Source organism: Micropruina sp., from assembly GCF_047606665.1.
Taxonomy (GTDB): domain Bacteria; phylum Actinomycetota; class Actinomycetes; order Propionibacteriales; family Propionibacteriaceae; genus Micropruina.
Genome location: NZ_JASGEF010000049.1, coordinates 65,523 through 80,515, shown reverse-complemented (window position 1 = coordinate 80,515; position 14,993 = coordinate 65,523). Strand labels below are relative to the sequence as shown.

General features: G+C 68.6%; 17 protein-coding genes. 6 read left to right on the top strand and 11 right to left on the bottom strand.

Annotated features, from left to right (window positions below; translation table 11 throughout):
- Positions 1–59: 59 nt before the first annotated feature.
- Positions 60–662 (bottom strand): GNAT family N-acetyltransferase, encoded by a 603-nt coding sequence (locus tag QM619_RS12055; RefSeq protein ID WP_415108785.1) that lies wholly within the window; start codon positions 660–662, stop codon positions 60–62.
- Positions 659–952, bottom strand: a complete 294-nt coding sequence (locus tag QM619_RS12050; protein WP_415108782.1) for a DUF1778 domain-containing protein — start codon at positions 950–952, stop codon at positions 659–661. Before QM619_RS12050 ends, QM619_RS12055 begins: the two co-directional genes overlap by 4 nt.
- Before the next feature lie 103 nt (positions 953–1,055).
- Between QM619_RS12050 and ligD the strand changes: the two genes are divergently transcribed.
- On the top strand, positions 1,056–2,012 hold the full coding sequence (gene ligD / locus QM619_RS12045; RefSeq protein WP_415108779.1) for a non-homologous end-joining DNA ligase: 957 nt from the start codon (positions 1,056–1,058) through the stop codon (positions 2,010–2,012).
- Between the two features lie 7 nt (positions 2,013–2,019).
- On the opposite strand, the gene QM619_RS12040 is transcribed toward ligD, so the two are convergent.
- Together QM619_RS12040 and QM619_RS12035 are read right to left on the bottom strand one after the other, a co-directional pair.
- Positions 2,020–2,739, bottom strand: coding sequence for a Uma2 family endonuclease (locus QM619_RS12040; RefSeq protein ID WP_415108776.1), 720 nt, complete (start codon positions 2,737–2,739; stop codon positions 2,020–2,022).
- A gap of 30 nt (positions 2,740–2,769) precedes the next feature.
- Positions 2,770–3,516, bottom strand: coding sequence for a PIG-L deacetylase family protein (locus QM619_RS12035; protein ID WP_415108773.1), 747 nt, complete (start codon positions 3,514–3,516; stop codon positions 2,770–2,772).
- 158 nt (positions 3,517–3,674) lie between these two features.
- On the opposite strand from QM619_RS12035, the gene QM619_RS12030 reads away from it, so the two are divergent.
- Together QM619_RS12030 and QM619_RS12025 are read left to right on the top strand one after the other, a co-directional pair.
- Entirely contained in the window at positions 3,675–4,235 is a 561-nt protein-coding gene (locus tag QM619_RS12030) for a hypothetical protein (RefSeq protein WP_415108770.1), read from the top strand.
- A complete protein-coding gene (locus tag QM619_RS12025; RefSeq protein ID WP_415108767.1) occupies positions 4,232–5,608 on the top strand; it encodes a GH1 family beta-glucosidase in 1,377 nt (458 codons plus the stop codon). Before QM619_RS12030 ends, QM619_RS12025 begins: the two co-directional genes overlap by 4 nt.
- A 28-nt stretch (positions 5,609–5,636) precedes the next feature.
- Here the strand turns inward: QM619_RS12025 and QM619_RS12020 are convergent, their stop codons facing one another.
- From QM619_RS12020 to QM619_RS12010, 3 genes are all read right to left on the bottom strand, one after another.
- On the bottom strand, positions 5,637–6,512 hold the full coding sequence (locus QM619_RS12020) for a transglutaminase-like domain-containing protein (protein ID WP_415108764.1): 876 nt from the start codon (positions 6,510–6,512) through the stop codon (positions 5,637–5,639).
- Between the two features lie 169 nt (positions 6,513–6,681).
- Positions 6,682–7,341, bottom strand: a complete 660-nt coding sequence (locus QM619_RS12015) for an RNA polymerase sigma factor (RefSeq protein ID WP_415108761.1) — start codon at positions 7,339–7,341, stop codon at positions 6,682–6,684.
- Between the two features lie 301 nt (positions 7,342–7,642).
- Positions 7,643–8,047 (bottom strand): hypothetical protein, encoded by a 405-nt coding sequence (locus QM619_RS12010; RefSeq protein ID WP_415108758.1) that lies wholly within the window; start codon positions 8,045–8,047, stop codon positions 7,643–7,645.
- Between the two features lie 102 nt (positions 8,048–8,149).
- On the opposite strand from QM619_RS12010, the gene QM619_RS12005 reads away from it, so the two are divergent.
- Entirely contained in the window at positions 8,150–9,625 is a 1,476-nt protein-coding gene (locus QM619_RS12005) for an FGGY family carbohydrate kinase (protein ID WP_415108755.1), read from the top strand.
- Between the two features lie 19 nt (positions 9,626–9,644).
- A complete protein-coding gene (locus QM619_RS12000) occupies positions 9,645–9,947 on the top strand; it encodes a hypothetical protein (RefSeq protein ID WP_415108752.1) in 303 nt (100 codons plus the stop codon).
- Between the two features lie 46 nt (positions 9,948–9,993).
- Here the strand turns inward: QM619_RS12000 and QM619_RS11995 are convergent, their stop codons facing one another.
- The gene (locus QM619_RS11995; protein WP_415108749.1) at positions 9,994–11,457 is read right to left on the bottom strand and encodes a M1 family metallopeptidase; all 1,464 of its coding nucleotides are present in this window, start codon (positions 11,455–11,457) and stop codon (positions 9,994–9,996) included.
- Positions 11,458–11,502: 45 nt separating this feature from the next.
- Positions 11,503–12,060, bottom strand: coding sequence for a TetR/AcrR family transcriptional regulator (locus QM619_RS11990; protein WP_415108746.1), 558 nt, complete (start codon positions 12,058–12,060; stop codon positions 11,503–11,505).
- 64 nt (positions 12,061–12,124) lie between these two features.
- Between QM619_RS11990 and QM619_RS11985 the strand changes: the two genes are divergently transcribed.
- Positions 12,125–13,150 (top strand): SDR family oxidoreductase, encoded by a 1,026-nt coding sequence (locus QM619_RS11985; RefSeq protein WP_415108744.1) that lies wholly within the window; start codon positions 12,125–12,127, stop codon positions 13,148–13,150.
- A gap of 14 nt (positions 13,151–13,164) precedes the next feature.
- Here the strand turns inward: QM619_RS11985 and QM619_RS11980 are convergent, their stop codons facing one another.
- Both QM619_RS11980 and QM619_RS11975 read right to left on the bottom strand, forming a co-directional pair.
- Positions 13,165–13,770 carry a CE1759 family FMN reductase gene (locus tag QM619_RS11980; RefSeq protein WP_415108741.1) on the bottom strand — a complete coding sequence of 202 codons (606 nt, stop codon included), beginning with the start codon at positions 13,768–13,770 and terminating at the stop codon, positions 13,165–13,167.
- Positions 13,767–14,915, bottom strand: a complete 1,149-nt coding sequence (locus QM619_RS11975; RefSeq protein ID WP_415108738.1) for an LLM class flavin-dependent oxidoreductase — start codon at positions 14,913–14,915, stop codon at positions 13,767–13,769. The genes QM619_RS11980 and QM619_RS11975 overlap by 4 nt, the downstream gene beginning before the upstream one ends.
- Positions 14,916–14,993 lie beyond the last annotated feature (78 nt).

Here is a 14,993-nt window from a genome sequence, read left to right as displayed (position 1 = left end):
GGCCGGGGCGCTGCCCTTGGGTTCGCCGAAGTCGGCCCAGCACACCTCTCCGCGCCGGATCACCACTCATCCGACGCCTCGGCCAGGCGGACGTTCGCGATGCTGCGCAGTTCGGCCAACTCATCGCCGGGTTGCCCGACCGCGTCGACCGCTTCATCGATCTGCGCCGTCAGATAGCGCCGCAGCGCCTTGATCGGCACCATCAACTGCAGCGGATCCAGTGGCGATTCGAGGAAATCGCCGGAATGCAGGTAGAACCGCCGGGCATTCTCATCGCGGCAGTGCACAAGGACGGCGGCCGCGCCGATGCCGTCACTGGCGACAACGGATCGCAGCAGCGCATCGCGGAGCAATACCCAGGCCAGGCCGCGACCCTGATAGTCGCGATCGACGGCGAGTCGCGCCAAGAGCACACAGGGTATCTGCGCCGGTCGTGCCTGACGCAGTCGTTCGGGCACCACGGCACGCGCCACCGCGGACATCGCGATCGCGTAATAGCCGACCACACGCGAGCCATCGACGACAACGTAGGTCGTCGCGTTGTTCGCCTGCTGGTTCTCCCAGGCATATTTCGTGAGCCAGAGATCGAGGTCGTCGGCGCCGCTTCGGAAGCCGTCCCGGATATCGGCCTTGGCCAGCTTTCGCGGTGTCGATTCGATCACTGCTGGGCGGGGTGCGGCCGATGTGAGAACAACCGGTCAAACCGCTCGGTGGACGGCAACGGAGCATCGAGCAGGACGAGGAAATCCTGGTACTGCTGATCGGTCGCGATGAACCAGCGCTGGTCGGCGAGCACCCGTTGCGCGTTGGACACCGCGCTATCGAGGATGAAATCGGTCAGCGTGTGATCGGTGGCCTCGGCGGCTCGTCGCAGCAAACCCTCCTGCCGCGCCGTCGCACGCAGATTGATCCGCTGACTCTTGGGCCACCGCTGGTCGGTCGTCGTGTCCACGACAGCCACCTCCTCACTCGTGCGTACGTACGTACAAGGTACTCACAGAGGTGCCCCAATTCAACGCTCGCACTCGCTCCGTCGACCCAGGTAGCGTGCCTGCATGGCGAAGCCTCAGACGTCCGCCGTCGAGATCGAGGTGGGCGACCGGGTGGTGCGGGTGACCAATCCCGACCGGGTCTACTTCCCCGAGACGGGGTGGACCAAGCACGACCTGGTCGATTACTACCTGGCGGTCGGCGACGGGATCGTCCGGGCGCTGCGCGAGCGGCCGTGCATGCTGCACCGGTTTCCGGACGGCCTGGCCGGGCCGAAGGTGCATCAGAAACGGTTGCCAGGCGGAGCGCCGGACTGGGTTCAGACCGTCGAGCTGTGGTTTCCCCGGTTCGGCCGCACCGCCGACGAGTTGTGCGTCACCGAGTTGGCCCAGGTGATCTGGGCGGTGCAGATGTCGACGGTCGAGTTCCACCCGTGGAACAGTCGGCGGGCTCACGTCGAGCGGCCGGACGAGTGGCGGATCGACCTCGATCCGATGCCGGACGCCGACTTCGCAGAAGTCCGCCGGGTGGCGCACGTCGCCCACGACGTGCTGGACGAACTGGGCATCACCGGCTACCCGAAGACCTCTGGTGGCAAGGGGTTTCACATCTACGTCCGGATCGAGCCGGAGTGGAGTTTCGGCGAGGTGCGGCGGGCGGCGCTGGCCTTCGCCCGCGAGGTGGAGCGGCGTTGCGACGACGCCACCACGGTGTGGTGGCGCAAGGACCGCGACCCGGAGAAGATCTTCGTCGACTTCAACCAGAACGCCCGTGACCACACCATCGCCTGCGCCTATTCGGTGCGCGGCACCCCGACCGGCACGGTGTCCACCCCGGTGTTCTGGGACGAGCTGGACGACCTCGACCCGCGCGACTTCACCCTGGCGTCCGTGCCCTCGCGATTCGCCGATCTCGGCGATCTGCACGCCGGCATCGACGACGAGTCGTTCCGGATCGACCAGCTGCTGGAGTGGGCCGACCGGGACGGCATCGAACCCGCCAAGACCGGAAAGCGGCCCTGAGGTTCCGCTATTCGCCGAGCAGGACGCCCAAGTCGAGGCTGACCGACCGGCCGGCGAACTGCACCTGGATCGGTCCCCGTCCGGCGCTGTGCGCGACTTCCACCAACAATCCGTCCTGCAGCGCGTATTGCCGCAGCACTTTGTCGCGGCGATCCACCACCCAGTACTCCGGGAGACCTGCGACGGCATATTTGGCGCGTTTAAGGAAGTGCTGGTCAATGCTGTTCCGAGCGAGGACGTGCCGGGCGGGATGAGCTGCGGCCCCCAGATCTTGTGGGCGTATCGGGTCATACGGCGCAAGAGATGGGGGCCGCAGGTCGCCCGCCGGGTACGCCGCAGCCGGGACATGATTGATCAGCGGTTCCTTCGGGATGAGGTCGGTGGCCCAGTTGCCGGAGGTGACCTCCACACAGAGGAGGGGGATTCCGGTGAACCGCAGTTGGTCGTCCGTGGCCGGGTGCACCATCACGTCCGGGACGTACTCTTCGGTGACGCCGGCCGGCGACCAACCCCAACCGGTCGTGACGCCCAGCTCAGAAGTGCACACCTCGGAGAGTCGGCCGACCAAATACAGAATCGCGGTCTGATGGTGCCGATCCGGCGCCGGCGCTATCACGAGCGCCCCCTCGATGAACTCACCGCGAACATCGTCTCCGAGCTGGTTGTATTCCGCCCACGACATGGGCAACCACTTTGCGACATCTGCCACACCGGCACGCACCGTCATCGCTCCACCTCCTGGTCGAAGCAACACACCCTAGGGTCCGGCGGGGCGCCCACGGAGGTCGAAGGCGCCGAACAGCATCGCGTGCTCGACGCCGAGCGCCTTTCCGCCGCCGGTGAGCATCGCCGGAATGAAGTCGGCCGGGGCCGGATGGCCGGGGATCGCCGCCAGGTATTCCTCGTGTGCTTCCAGCGATTTCACCGCGCGCTGCACCGAGGCGTCCGACACCGGCACCCCGTGGGTCGGCTTCGGATGGCCGCCGACCAGCAGCCAGCGGACGCCCCACTTGGGCAGGTTCTCGTGCTTGGCCAACTCGGGGTGCACCCAGGTGTTGTCGGCGTCCCGGACGGCGTCCAGCACGCACACCCCGGCCACCCGGTGATCGGCCTGATTGAGCCCCCAGGACGCCTCCAGATCCCAGGCGGAGGTGACCACGGCGTCCGGCTTGAACTCGCGGATGCGCCGGGCGATGTCGCGGCGGATGTCGAGCGAGTAGACCAGCATGCCGTCGGGATGGTCGAGCATCACCAGCTCGGAAACCCCGACCTGCGCACAGGCCCGCTCCTGTTCGCCGCGCCTGATCCGGGCGCATTCCTCGGGCGGAATCTGCATGCCGGCCTCACCCTTGGTGAGCAGCAGATAGGACACCTCGATGCCCCGGTCGGTCCATTCGGCGACGGCGGCGGAAGTGCCGTATTCGAGGTCGTCCGGGTGCGCGACCACGCACAGCACCCGCCGGAACTCCTCGTCCGGCAGCCGTTCGATCTGGGTTTCGGTCATGGGATCAACCTACGGCTCCCGCAACTTGCCGTCGAGACTGGCCATCACGAGATCTCCACTCACGAACGTCAGATCACCCGCCTCGAAGTCGGGACCTGTACATCACAGAGATTAGCCCCTACTCTCGGGAACAGCTCGTCAACTCGCGGGAGCATCTAATGAGCCATTTTTCGATACCCGCACGGATGGTTCTGGCCTCTCTGACCGCTGTGGGCATGCTGGGATCGGGACTATCAGCTGCCCCCGCAGTCGCGGACACAACCGCGACCGAGAAGTGCATCACCGCGTCCCAGGGAGTCGAGTGCGCCTTCATCGACTCGAAATCCAGCAAGTCATGGAAGACCGTCTATTCACGATCCCAAATCAACAAGATCACCAAGTACATCCCGTTGACCTGTACAGAATCATCATCAACCTCGTTCTCGGTCACGACCACCGTCGGCCTGAAAGCTGAATTTCAGGCGTGGGTCTTCGCCAAGATGGAGGCCAGCGTGGGTGTCGCCCTGACCTGGAACTGGTCCGCTTCCGGAACCTCCACGTCTGGGCCCGTCAAGGTCCCCAAGGGCTGGAAATACACTTGCAAGTTCGGAACCTACCTCGTTCAGGTCAACGGACACACCAAGAGGTACACCGGCGCCGGGGTCACTACGAGGTACTGGAGCTTCACGGCCCCCCAAGAGGAGAAGGGCTGGAAGTGGACCAAGGTTCGCGTCGGTTGAGCCTCCTCCACTTCCCGGCCGGCTTCCGCTGGGGCACCGCCACCTCGTCGTTCCAGATCGAGGGGGCCGCGGAGTTGCGCGGCGACTCGATCTGGGACGAGTTCTGCCGGGCGCCGGGGGCCATCGCGGACGGCTCGGACGGCCGGGTCGCCGTCGACCACTACCACCGGTACCCGCAGGACGTGGAGTTGATGGCCTCGCTGGGCATCGACACCTACCGGTTCTCGGTGTCCTGGCCGCGGGTGTCCGACCCGGACGGCTCGGTCAATGCGGCCGGTCTGGGCTTCTACGACGCGTTGGTGGACGCGCTGTGCGCGGCCGGGATCCGGCCCTGGCTCACCCTCTACCACTGGGATCTGCCCGCCTGGCTGCCCGGCGGCTGGACCAACCGGGCCACCGCGGACGCCTTCGCCGACTACGCGCTGCAAGTGCACGACGCGCTCGGCGACCGGGTGCGGGTCTGGACGACGCTGAACGAGCCGTGGTGCGCGTCCTTCCTGTCCTACGCGGGCGGCCATCACGCACCCGGCCACACCGATGCCGCCGAGGCCTATGCGTCCGCCCACCATCTGCTGCTCGGGCACGGCCTCGCCGTCCGGGCGCTGCGGGCTGCCGATCCCGAGGCGACGCTGGGGCTGACGCTGAACTTCACCCCGGCCTATCCGGCCGACCCGGAGAACCCGGCCGATCTCGACGCGGTGCGCCGGATCGACGGCACCGCGCACCGGTTCTTCACCGATCCGGTGTTCCGCGGCGCGTATCCGGCCGATGTGATCGCGGACGCCGGCGCGGCCTGGCCCGCCGACCTGGTGCGCGACGGCGATCTGGAGCTGATCGCGGCACCCATCGACGTCCTGGGGGTGAACTACTACACCTCACAGCTGTGGCGCGCCGGGGAGCCCTCGCCGCAGCCCACCCCGCATCCGAGCGCGACGGACGGCGTGGTGGTGGACCGGCCCTGGCTGAGCCGTACCGACATGGGCTGGGAGATCACCCCGGACGCCTTCCGCGAGCTGTTGGTCGGGCTGCACCGCGACTACACCGGGCCGGCCGGCGTCCGGCTCGCCATCACCGAGAACGGCGCCGCGATCGACGACCCTGACCCGGCGTCCGGACCGATCGACGACCAGGAACGGATCGACTATCTGCGCGAGCACCTGCGGGCTGTGCACCAGGCGATCGAGGACGGCGCGGCGATCGACACCTACCTGGTGTGGTCGCTGATCGACAACTTCGAATGGGCGTTCGGCTACACCAAACGGTTCGGCCTGGTGGCGGTCGACGGCGATCTGAACAGGGTGCCGAAGGCCAGCGCCGGCTGGTACGCGGAGTTGATCCGCACCGGGACGCTGTCGCTGCCTGACCCGTCCTGACTCGACGGGAGTCGCCTCCTGCGAACCGTCAGTCGCCGAACGGATCCCGTGCCACCATCGAGACGTCGGCCGGGGGCCAGGGCTCGCTCAGGTCTTCGTCCGCCCACACCGTCAGCCGGCGCAGCCACGGCGCGCCGTAGCTGGTGACCAGGGCCACGTCGGCGGCGTCCCGCCCGCGGGCGATCGGCACGTGGCCCTTGCGCCGGGCGTTGTGCCGCGGGTCGAAGGTCCACCAGCGGTCGCCGACGTAGGCCTCGACCCAGGCGTGGAAGTCCATCGGGGTCGGCAGCGCGGGCACGTCCATGTCGGGCAGGTAGCCGCTGACGTAGCGGGCCGGAATGTTCAGCGCCCGGCACAGCGTGATCATCAGGTGCGCGAAGTCGCGGCAGACGCCATACCCCGCCTCGAAGGAGTCCTTCGCCGTCCACCAAGAACCGGTGCTGCCGGTGCGGTATTCGACGTGGTTCCACACCCAGTCCTGGATTCGGGTGACCAACTCGAAGTTGCGTTCGGCGTCGCCGAACCGTTCCCAGGCGGCGGAGCTGAGCATGTCCGACTGGCAGTAACGGCTGGGCAGGGTGAACAGCAAGGTCTCGCCGGGCAGCGACTCCGGGGGGCTGAGCACCGCGCCCGGGTCGGCGGCGTCCAGTTCGTCGGGCACCTCGACCACCGCGTAGTACGACACCAGCGACTCCCCGGCGGGCAGGATCACCCGGCGGAACTCGTTGCCGTACAGGTCGTGGAGGAAGGTGGCGGGGGTCGCTGGATCGGCCGTCCACAGCTCACGGACGATGGCCGCCTGGCCGGCGGGCCGCACCAGGAAGCTGGCCGGGGTGGCGGACTGCGCGACGTGGTTGAACTCGCAACCGATGCGTAGCGTGCGCACGGATTGTGCCTGCGACACGTGGGCTCCCTTCGTGGTGTGGGCGCCAACCTATCCCAGCCCGAACCGGCCACTTGCACCCTCCCACCCGGTCTCACCCTTAGACGTGCCACAGGTAGGGCATAGCCGGATATCATGATCTCTATCATCATTAGTAGAATCAGCAAGACAGCCCCAGAGGTTCCCATCGTCAGGCCACCGCGGCGGTGACGGCCAGACTCGCCGCATGCGGCGCCAGCCGGCGGATCGACCGCGCGTTGCGCCAACGGACCAGGGCCGGGCTGATCCGCAATTCCTGTGCCGCCTCGTGGCTGCGCAGGCCGAGGCCGTAGACGGCGTAGAGGCAAGCGCCCGCCTCTTTGTCGATCAACCCCATCCGGGTCGCCGCCCGCACCACCCGCGGCACGTCCAACACCACCGGGATGCCGCGCTCGGCGACCTCGGCAAGATCGACGACCGGACGCCGCTCGTCGGCAGCCCATACCCGGCGCCGGGCGTCCAGCGCGAGATTGGCTGCGACCCGCCGCGGACGCCGGACCAGCGGATATGTCCCGAGCCGCAGCCAGCACTCGGCCACATAGTCGCCGACGCCGTGCCGGGCGTCCTGCGCCGCCAGCCGGACCAGCATGCCCAGCACCGCCTGCAGCACCACCCGGCCGGCGAGCTGGTCGCCATCGGCGTGACGGCGCAGCAGATCGCCGAGCCGGGCGTCCGGATCGTCGCCGATACCGACGAGCACCTCACCGAAGGTCCGTGCCGACGTGCCCCAGCCGTCCGGCACCGGCAACGCGGCCAACCGGCTCCATTCGGTGTTCAGAGACCGGACCACGGGATCGGCATCGCAACTCATGACGCCACCCTGGCGAGCAGGTGTTGTCAGGAGTGTTGTCAACCGCCTCCGAGGTGTTGTCAGCGGATCCCGATCTCAATTCGGTAACCATCCGTCCGACACCGCGATCCCGAGTCGGCCCACCAGCCGCCTAGGTCTTACACTTGACACATCACCTTCGGGAATTGGTTGCCCTCTCAACCATCCAATTCGCCCAGGGGGCTGCGTGGACGGTCCAGCAGCCTCCTGGAGCCCTTAACGGCAACGATGCGGGCCGGACGCACAGCTGCGACCGGCCCGCATCGGACGTCTCGGGATCGGCTCAGGGCGCGTATTCGATCAGCGTCCGCTCCAGGAAGTCCTTCAGATCGCCGGTCTCGCCGTCGCGGCCACCGCTCCCCACCACCAGGGGAGGCGGGCTCGGCATCAGCTTCACCCCGGTGAACCGGGCAAAGCGTCCCCCGGTGGTCAGCATTTGGAAGAACCGGCCGTCGGGAGCGATGGCCAGGGTCTGGCTCTTGTTGATGTACCAGCCGACCTGATCGCTCTTCACCCTGGTGCCGTCGATGAGCAGGGCCCGCAGCGGCTCGGCGACCAGCTTGCGGGCGGCCGCCGTGGCCACGAATTCGTCGATCAGCACCTGCGCGGCGACCGATTCGTTCCGCAACGCCGCGGCGGCAAGTTCTTCGCGGCGGCGCGCGTCCTGGCGGCGACTGCTCTGGGCCATGCCGGTCACCCTACTCCCAGCGACCGGCGTCCGACCGGCGGAGGAGCCCTCGCTGGTGAACCCGCTCTAGCGAACCCGAACGCGGCCGTGATTGTCTGAGCCATGAGCTTCAGCGTTGCGGCCCAGCAGGCCCAGTCCCCGTTCGTCCTCGCCCTCGATGTCGGCAGCACGGGCACCCGTGGCGGCCTCTACGACGCGACCGGCCTTCCCGTCCGCGGTGCCCGGCTGAAGATTCCGCACGCCTTCACCACCGGCTCGGACGGCACCACCACGATCGACGCCGATCAGGTCGCCGACGAGCTGCGTCAGATCGTCGAACACGTAGCCGCAGCCAGTTCGGCGGCGATCGCCGGGGTTGCGCTGGACACCTTCGCCTCGTCGTTGGTCGGGGTGGACGCCGACGGCAACGCCGTCACCCCCTGCTACACCTATGCCGATTCGCGCTGCTCAGCCGAGGTCGACCACCTGCGCACCGTGCTGGACGAGGACGCCACCCAGCAGCGCACCGGCACCCGCCAGCACACCGGCTATCTGCCGGCGCGGTTCCTGTGGCTGCGCCAGGTCGACCCGGACACTTTCGGCAAGGTCCGGCGCTGGATGTCGCTGGGCGAATACGCCTACCTGAAGCTGATCGGCGCCACCGCGGCCGGCACCTCGACAGCGGCCTGGACCGGAATGCTGAACCGGCTCGAGGGCAGCTGGGACGCCGAGCTGTGCGCCCTGGTCGGCGTGGACGCCGAGCAGTTCTCGGCGATCGCGCACCCGAGCCAGCCGCTGACCCCGGTGTTCGCGCCACTGCACCCGAACCTGGCCGACGCGGTCTGGTTCCCGCCGATCGCGGACGGCTTCTCGTCCTCGCTGGGCGCCGGCGGAACGGACGCCACTTCGATCGTGGCCGCGGCCGCGACGTCCGGGGCGATGCGGGTGCTGGTCGACGGGCTGGTCGACGACCTGCCCCGTGGGCTGTGGTGCTACCGGGTCGACGAGCGCCGCTCGCTGCTGGGCGGCGCCCTCAACGACGTCGGACGCGCGGTCAGCTGGCTGCAGGCGACCCTGCGGCTGCCCGAAGAGCCCGAGGTGCTGGACGCCGCGCTGCGCGCCGATCCCTCGCCGCTGACCCCGCTGGTGCTGCCCTGGTTCACCGGCGAACGGTCCACCGGCTGGGTCGGTCAGGCCCGCGCCGAGTTCCACCGGGTATCGGCCGGCACGACCCCGACCGATCTGTACCGGGCCACCGTCGAAGGCGTCGCGCTCTCGTACCAGCGGATGCTGGCCCAGTTGACCCAGGCCGCCGGCGGCGCGCAGCGGGTGCTGGCCACCGGCAGCGTGACCGCCGAGGTGCCGGGGCTGATGCAGGTGCTGGCCGACGCCACCGAGGTCGACGTGCTGCCGATCACCATCCGGCGGTCCACCCTGCACGGCACCGCGATGCAGGCGCTGGAGATTCTGGCTCCCGGCACCGAGTTCGTCCCGCCCGATCACGGCGAGGTGATCAGCCCGGTCGCCGGACGCGAGACGTACTACCGCGAGCGGGTCGCCGCCTTCGCCGATCTCTACGACAAGGTCGTCGCCCGCTGACCGGCGGGACGGAACAGCCATGGCCGAACCGGTCACCCTGACCTTCCTCGGCGGCGCCGGCAGCGTCACCGGCTCGAAGCATCTGCTCACCGTCGGATCGCGCCGGGTGCTGGTCGACGCCGGCATGTTCCAGGGCGAGAAGAAGTGGCGCGAGTTGAACTGGGCCGAGTTCCCGGTGCCGCCGGCCAGCCTGGACTCCGTCGTCCTCACCCGCGCCCACCTGGATCACTGCGGCTACCTTCCCGCCCTGGTCACCCCGAGCACCGGGCTGCCGGCGCCGCTGGCGCATGTCCCGAAGGTGATCGGCCGCACCGCCGGTTGAGATTGCGTCGAGGCCCGCGGGTCTCGACAAGCTCGACCGACGATGATCAGCGGGTGAGCACGCCGTTAGCCCTCGTCGGTTCGGGACGGTCGGTCTGGTCGAGCCATTCGGCGAAGAAGCCGGTCAGGTCCTCGGGTGTGGCCTCGTCGGCGGCCCGGCGAAAATCCTCCAGGCTGCGCGGGCCGGCGTCCTGCTGGGCCCAGTCGCGCAGGAATTGGAAGAAGACCGTGTCGCCCATCCGGTTCCGCAGCGCATGGACGGCGGTCGGTCCCCGGTCGTACACCCGGACGAACAGCTCCTTCAGACCCGGATCGGACAGCGCCGGCGTCCAGAACTCGGGCGTCCAGTCCCAACCGCGGTAGTAGCGGTCGAAGTTCTGCGCCGGGCTGCTTCCGCTGGTGACCAGCCAGTCCGCGTAGCTGGCGAGGCTCTCGTTGTCGAACAGATCGTTCCACTCGGTGAGGGTAATGGTGTCGCCGAGCCACATGTGGGCGAGCTCGTGATTGAGCACCATCTCGCTGTCCACCATCCGCGGGTGGTAGATCGGGTTCATCGCGGTCTCCAGCCCACCCCACACCGGCTCCATCCCCGGCACGAAGCCACCGATCCCGCTGAACGGATAGGGCCCGAGATACTTCTCGAGCTTGTCCACGGCTCCGTGCGTTTGCCGTAGCCAGCGCAGGGCCTTGGTCTGCCGAGAGGACGACAGCCGGGTGCTGACGGCGTACACGAACGGACGCCCTCCGGCGTCGCCCTGCTCGATCCGGTAGCTCCCGACGGCCAGGAAACTGGCGTAGGTGACGGTCGGTGCGTCGATGCGCCACACCCAGCGGTCGGCGTCCGGGACGTCGGGGTCGGCGCCGTGCTCGATCAGCCGTCCGGCACAGATCGCCTGCTGTCCGCGCGGCACGGTGATCGCGAAGTCCATGGTCGCCGGATCTCGCGGGTGATCGTTGGACGGGTACCACAGCGCGGCCGCCTCGGGCTCGCCGGCGATCAAGAACTCCTTGCCGAGGCGGTAGAAGCCCGGGGCCTCATGGAGAGTGATCGCGCTCGGGTCGCCGTCGTAGACCACCGTCACGACGAAGCCGGCCCCGGACGCGATCGCGGGCAGCTCGGGCTGCCGCCGTGCCGCGGTGATCGCTAGATCCGATTCCTGCTGGACGAAGGTGGCCGCAACCCCGTCGACGACGACGCTGCGGGCGGCGAGGTGCAGATCAAGATGGAACTCGTCGAGATCCTGGCGGGCCACCGCGGTCACCGTCGTAGTGCCCCGCAGCTCCTTGCCGAGGGCGACGGCATTCACCCTGACGTCGTAGTGCAGGAGGTCGTACCCGGCGCCACCGGCCTCGGGCAGATACGGATCGCCGACTCCGGACGCCGCCCGCACCAGTTCGGCGGCAGGTACCGTGACGCCGGACAGCAGCCGATCGCCGAGCACACTCAGGGCGATGACCGTGGCGAGCAGCACGGCACCGAGGACCAGCCAGAACCGTTGAGCGAGCGACACGCCGCCCAGACTGCCAGACCAGCCAAGACGTCCAACCGCCGGCGGTCAGACCGAACGGATCACCCGCAGGCAGAGCCGCTCGACGGCTTCGGTGAGCTCGGCGTCCGATAGTTCACCGAGTCGGCGAAGCACCGGACCCACGTCGAGGATCAGCCAGAATGCGGCGCGCTGGTCCACTGTCGGGGCATCACCGAACAACAGCGCCAATGCACGCTCTCCCAGCATGTTCAGCAGCCGAGCGGCTTCGGGCTCCCGCTGCAGTCCGGGGTCGCCCAAGTTCAGCGGCCCGAGGCCGCGATAGGCGTTCACCACCACCGCGGCATAGCCAGCGGCCAGCCAACGAGCCCGTTCGGCGGGATCGGGAAGTTCCGCGACGCTATCGAGCAGATCGGCCAGCGGCGCAGTCAGCGAGCCGAGCAACTCCGCCAACAGGGCCGATTTGGTCTTGAAGTAGTAGTAGACGTTCGCCTTACGGACGCCCATCGCGTCCGCGATCTCCTGCAGCGAAGTGGCGTCGTAGCCGCGTTCGGCAAACAGCCGGCGCGCGGTGTCGAGCACCGCTTGGCGGGTCTGCTGCGCCTGCAGCGTGCGCTTGGTGGTCATCGGCGCTACAGTATCTCATTGGCCGATCGGCTAATGAATCGATCGGCCAATGAATGGAGTGGGGATGCGTGATCTCGTTCTCGTCACCGGTGGGACCGGCTATCTCGCCGCCTGGTGCATCGTCACCTTGCTGCGGCGCGGTCACCGCGTGCGCACCACCGTGCGCGATCTGAACAGGGCGGACGCGGTACGAGCGGCCGTGACCCGTGGTGGGGCGGACGCGACACAGCTGGAGTTCGCAATCGCCGACCTGCTCGCCGACGACGGTTGGGCGGAAGCGGTCGAGGGCTGCGCGGCCGTACTGCACGTCGCCTCACCACTCACCGCGACCAGGGACGCCGAAGAGGTGATCCGGCCCGCGGTCGACGGCACGTTGCGGGTGCTCCGGGCTGCCCGTGACGCCGGGGTGGCCCGGGTCGTCTACACCTCCAGCTGCGGCGCCGTGTACTACGGCCACCCGGAGCGTTCGACACCCTTCGACGAGTCTGACTGGACGGTGATCGGCGGCGGCCCGATGAGCGCCTACGTCACGTCGAAGGCACTCGCCGAACGGGCCGCCTGGGACTTCGTCGACCGCCAGGGCGATGGCCTCGAGCTTTCGGTGATCAACCCGTCCGGCATCTTCGGGCCTGCTCTCAGCCCGGAGTCCACGTCATCGCTGGGACTGCTGCGTGCCCTGCTGGACGGCATGCCGGGGGCGCCGAAGCTGTGGATGGGGATCGTCGATGTGCGCGATGTGGCCGAACTGCATGCGCTGGCACTGGAATCACCGGACGCCGCGGGCGAGCGATTCATCGCCTGGGGCGCGGGCCCTGTCTCGATGCCACAGATCGCCGGCGTGCTGCGGGAGCGGCTCGGCAAAGCCGCCCGGCGCGTTCCGCGGCGCGCATTGCCGGACTGGCTGGTGCGGCTGGCCGGCCGGTTCAACACCGAGATCGGCGACCTGGTCCCGCTGCTCGGTCAGCGACGGACGGCCACCAGCGCCAAGGCGATCGAACTGCTCGGCTGGGCACCACGTCCCTGGCAGGAGACGATCGTGGAGTCGGCCCGGTGTCTGATCGCGTTCGACAAGGAGCTCGACCATCGGTAGTTGGCGATCCCGGCTCAGCTTCCGCGCAGCAGGTCGGTGAATCCGGCGTCCAACTCGAACTCGTCGGCGACCGGGGTGCCGGGACGGGAGACGACCAGTTCGGCGAAGGCACGGGCCGCCGCGTCGATCCGGGCCGCGAGATGTCCGGAGGGGTCGCCCCAGTCGGCGGTAGCCGCGAACACCCCGAGTGGCGCGACGGTCGCCTTCAGGTAGTGGAACAGCGGCAGCAGCGCGGTGTCGATCACCAGCGAATGCCGCGCGGTGCCGCCGGTGGCGGCCAGCAGCACCGGCCGCGCGTTCATCGCGTCCTCGTCCAGCAGGTCGAAGAACAGCTTGAACAGGCCCGAGTACGAGGCGTTGAAGACCGGGCTGACCACGATCACTCCGACCGCCCGGCCGAGTGCCGCATAGGCGTCTGACAAGGCCGGGGACGGCACCTGGGAGACCAGTTGATGGGCCAGGTGAGACGCCAGCGTGCGCAACTCAATGTGCCGCACCGTGACCGGTGTATCGGAAGCCGCCAGGAACCGGGCGCTGGCGTCGGCCAGCCGTTCGCCCAGCAGCTGGCTGGACGACGGTGTTGCGATGCCGGCGCTGACCACCACCAGTTCGCCAATCATCGGGCTTCCCCCGCCGCGGCGTAGGGGCTGCGTCCGGTGACGTCGTCGACACTGACCGGGGCCGCAACGGGAGTCTGCCGCGAGGACGCCACCAGCGAGGCGTGCGTCGGTGCCTCCGGGACATGCGCCGGACGTCCCTGCGCGAAGCCCTCACGCAGCGCCGGCAGGATCTCGCCGAGCAGATCGAGCTGCTCCAGCACGGTCGCCAGCGGCAGGCCGGCGTGGTCGACCAGGAACAGCTGTCGCTGGTAGTCACCCACCGATTCGCGGAACGACAAGGTCCGCTCGATGACTTGCTGCGGCGAACCGACCGTCAGCGGGGTCTGCGCGCTTAACTCCTCCAGGCTGGGCCCGTGGCCGTAGACCGGCGCGACATCGAAGTACGGACGGAACTCGCGCACCGCGTCCTGGCTGTTGCGGCGCATGAAGAACTGCCCGCCCAGCCCGACGATCGCGGTATCGGCCGGGCCGTGTCCGTGAAACTCGAAGCGGCGCCGGTACAGGTTGACCATCTGCTGGGTGTGGCTCATCGGCCAGAAGATGTTGTTGTGGAAGAAGCCGTCACCGTAGAAGGCGGCCTGCTCGGCGATCTCGGGGCTGCGGATCGAGCCGTGCCAGACGAACGGCGGGACGTCGTCCAGCGGCCGGGGCGCCAGGGTGAAGCCCTGCAGCGGGGTCCGGAACCGGCCCTCCCAGTCGACCACCGGTTCGCGCCACAGCCGGCGCAGCAGCGCGTAGTTCTCCACGGCCAGGCTGATGCCGTCGCGGATGTCCTTGCCGAACCAGGGATAGACCGGGCCGGTGTTGCCGCGGCCGAGCATCAGGTCGACCCGGCCGTCGGCCAGGTGCTGCAGCACCGAGTAGTCTTCGGCGATCTTCACCGGGTCGTTGGTGGTGATCAGCGTGGTCGCCGTCGACAGGATGATCCGCTCGGTACGGGCAGCGATGTAGCCCAGCAGCGTGGCCGGGCTGGACGGGTGGAACGGCGGGTTGTGGTGCTCGCCGTGCGCGAACACGTCGAGGCCGATCTCTTCGGCCTTGGCGGCGAGGGTGACCGCAGCCTTGATCCGCTCGTGCTCGGTCGGCGTGCGTCCGGTGGTCGGGTCGGTGGTGATGTCACCGACGGTGAAGATGCCGAACTGCATGCCCGCTCCCAGCTAGTTGCCGTTTCAACTGTATGCCTGCAACGCCCGCCGCGGCCATCTTGTTCCCACCTGCCTTGC

Bases quoted from the DNA above. Each gene is read 5' to 3' on its own strand.
- ligD (WP_415108779.1), top strand. From the start codon at position 1,056: ATGGCGAAGCCTCAGACGTCCGCCGTCGAGATCGAGGTGGGCGACCGG.
- QM619_RS12040 (WP_415108776.1), bottom strand. From the start codon at position 2,739: ATGACGGTGCGTGCCGGTGTGGCAGATGTCGCAAAGTGGTTGCCCATG.
- QM619_RS12035 (WP_415108773.1), bottom strand. From the start codon at position 3,516: ATGACCGAAACCCAGATCGAACGGCTGCCGGACGAGGAGTTCCGGCGG.
- QM619_RS12030 (WP_415108770.1), top strand. From the start codon at position 3,675: ATGAGCCATTTTTCGATACCCGCACGGATGGTTCTGGCCTCTCTGACC.
- QM619_RS12015 (WP_415108761.1), bottom strand. From the start codon at position 7,341: ATGAGTTGCGATGCCGATCCCGTGGTCCGGTCTCTGAACACCGAATGG.
- QM619_RS12010 (WP_415108758.1), bottom strand. From the start codon at position 8,047: ATGGCCCAGAGCAGTCGCCGCCAGGACGCGCGCCGCCGCGAAGAACTT.
- QM619_RS12005 (WP_415108755.1), top strand. From the start codon at position 8,150: ATGAGCTTCAGCGTTGCGGCCCAGCAGGCCCAGTCCCCGTTCGTCCTC.
- QM619_RS12000 (WP_415108752.1), top strand. From the start codon at position 9,645: ATGGCCGAACCGGTCACCCTGACCTTCCTCGGCGGCGCCGGCAGCGTC.
- QM619_RS11990 (WP_415108746.1), bottom strand. From the start codon at position 12,060: ATGACCACCAAGCGCACGCTGCAGGCGCAGCAGACCCGCCAAGCGGTG.
- QM619_RS11985 (WP_415108744.1), top strand. From the start codon at position 12,125: ATGCGTGATCTCGTTCTCGTCACCGGTGGGACCGGCTATCTCGCCGCC.
- QM619_RS11980 (WP_415108741.1), bottom strand. From the start codon at position 13,770: ATGATTGGCGAACTGGTGGTGGTCAGCGCCGGCATCGCAACACCGTCG.
- QM619_RS11975 (WP_415108738.1), bottom strand. From the start codon at position 14,915: ATGCAGTTCGGCATCTTCACCGTCGGTGACATCACCACCGACCCGACC.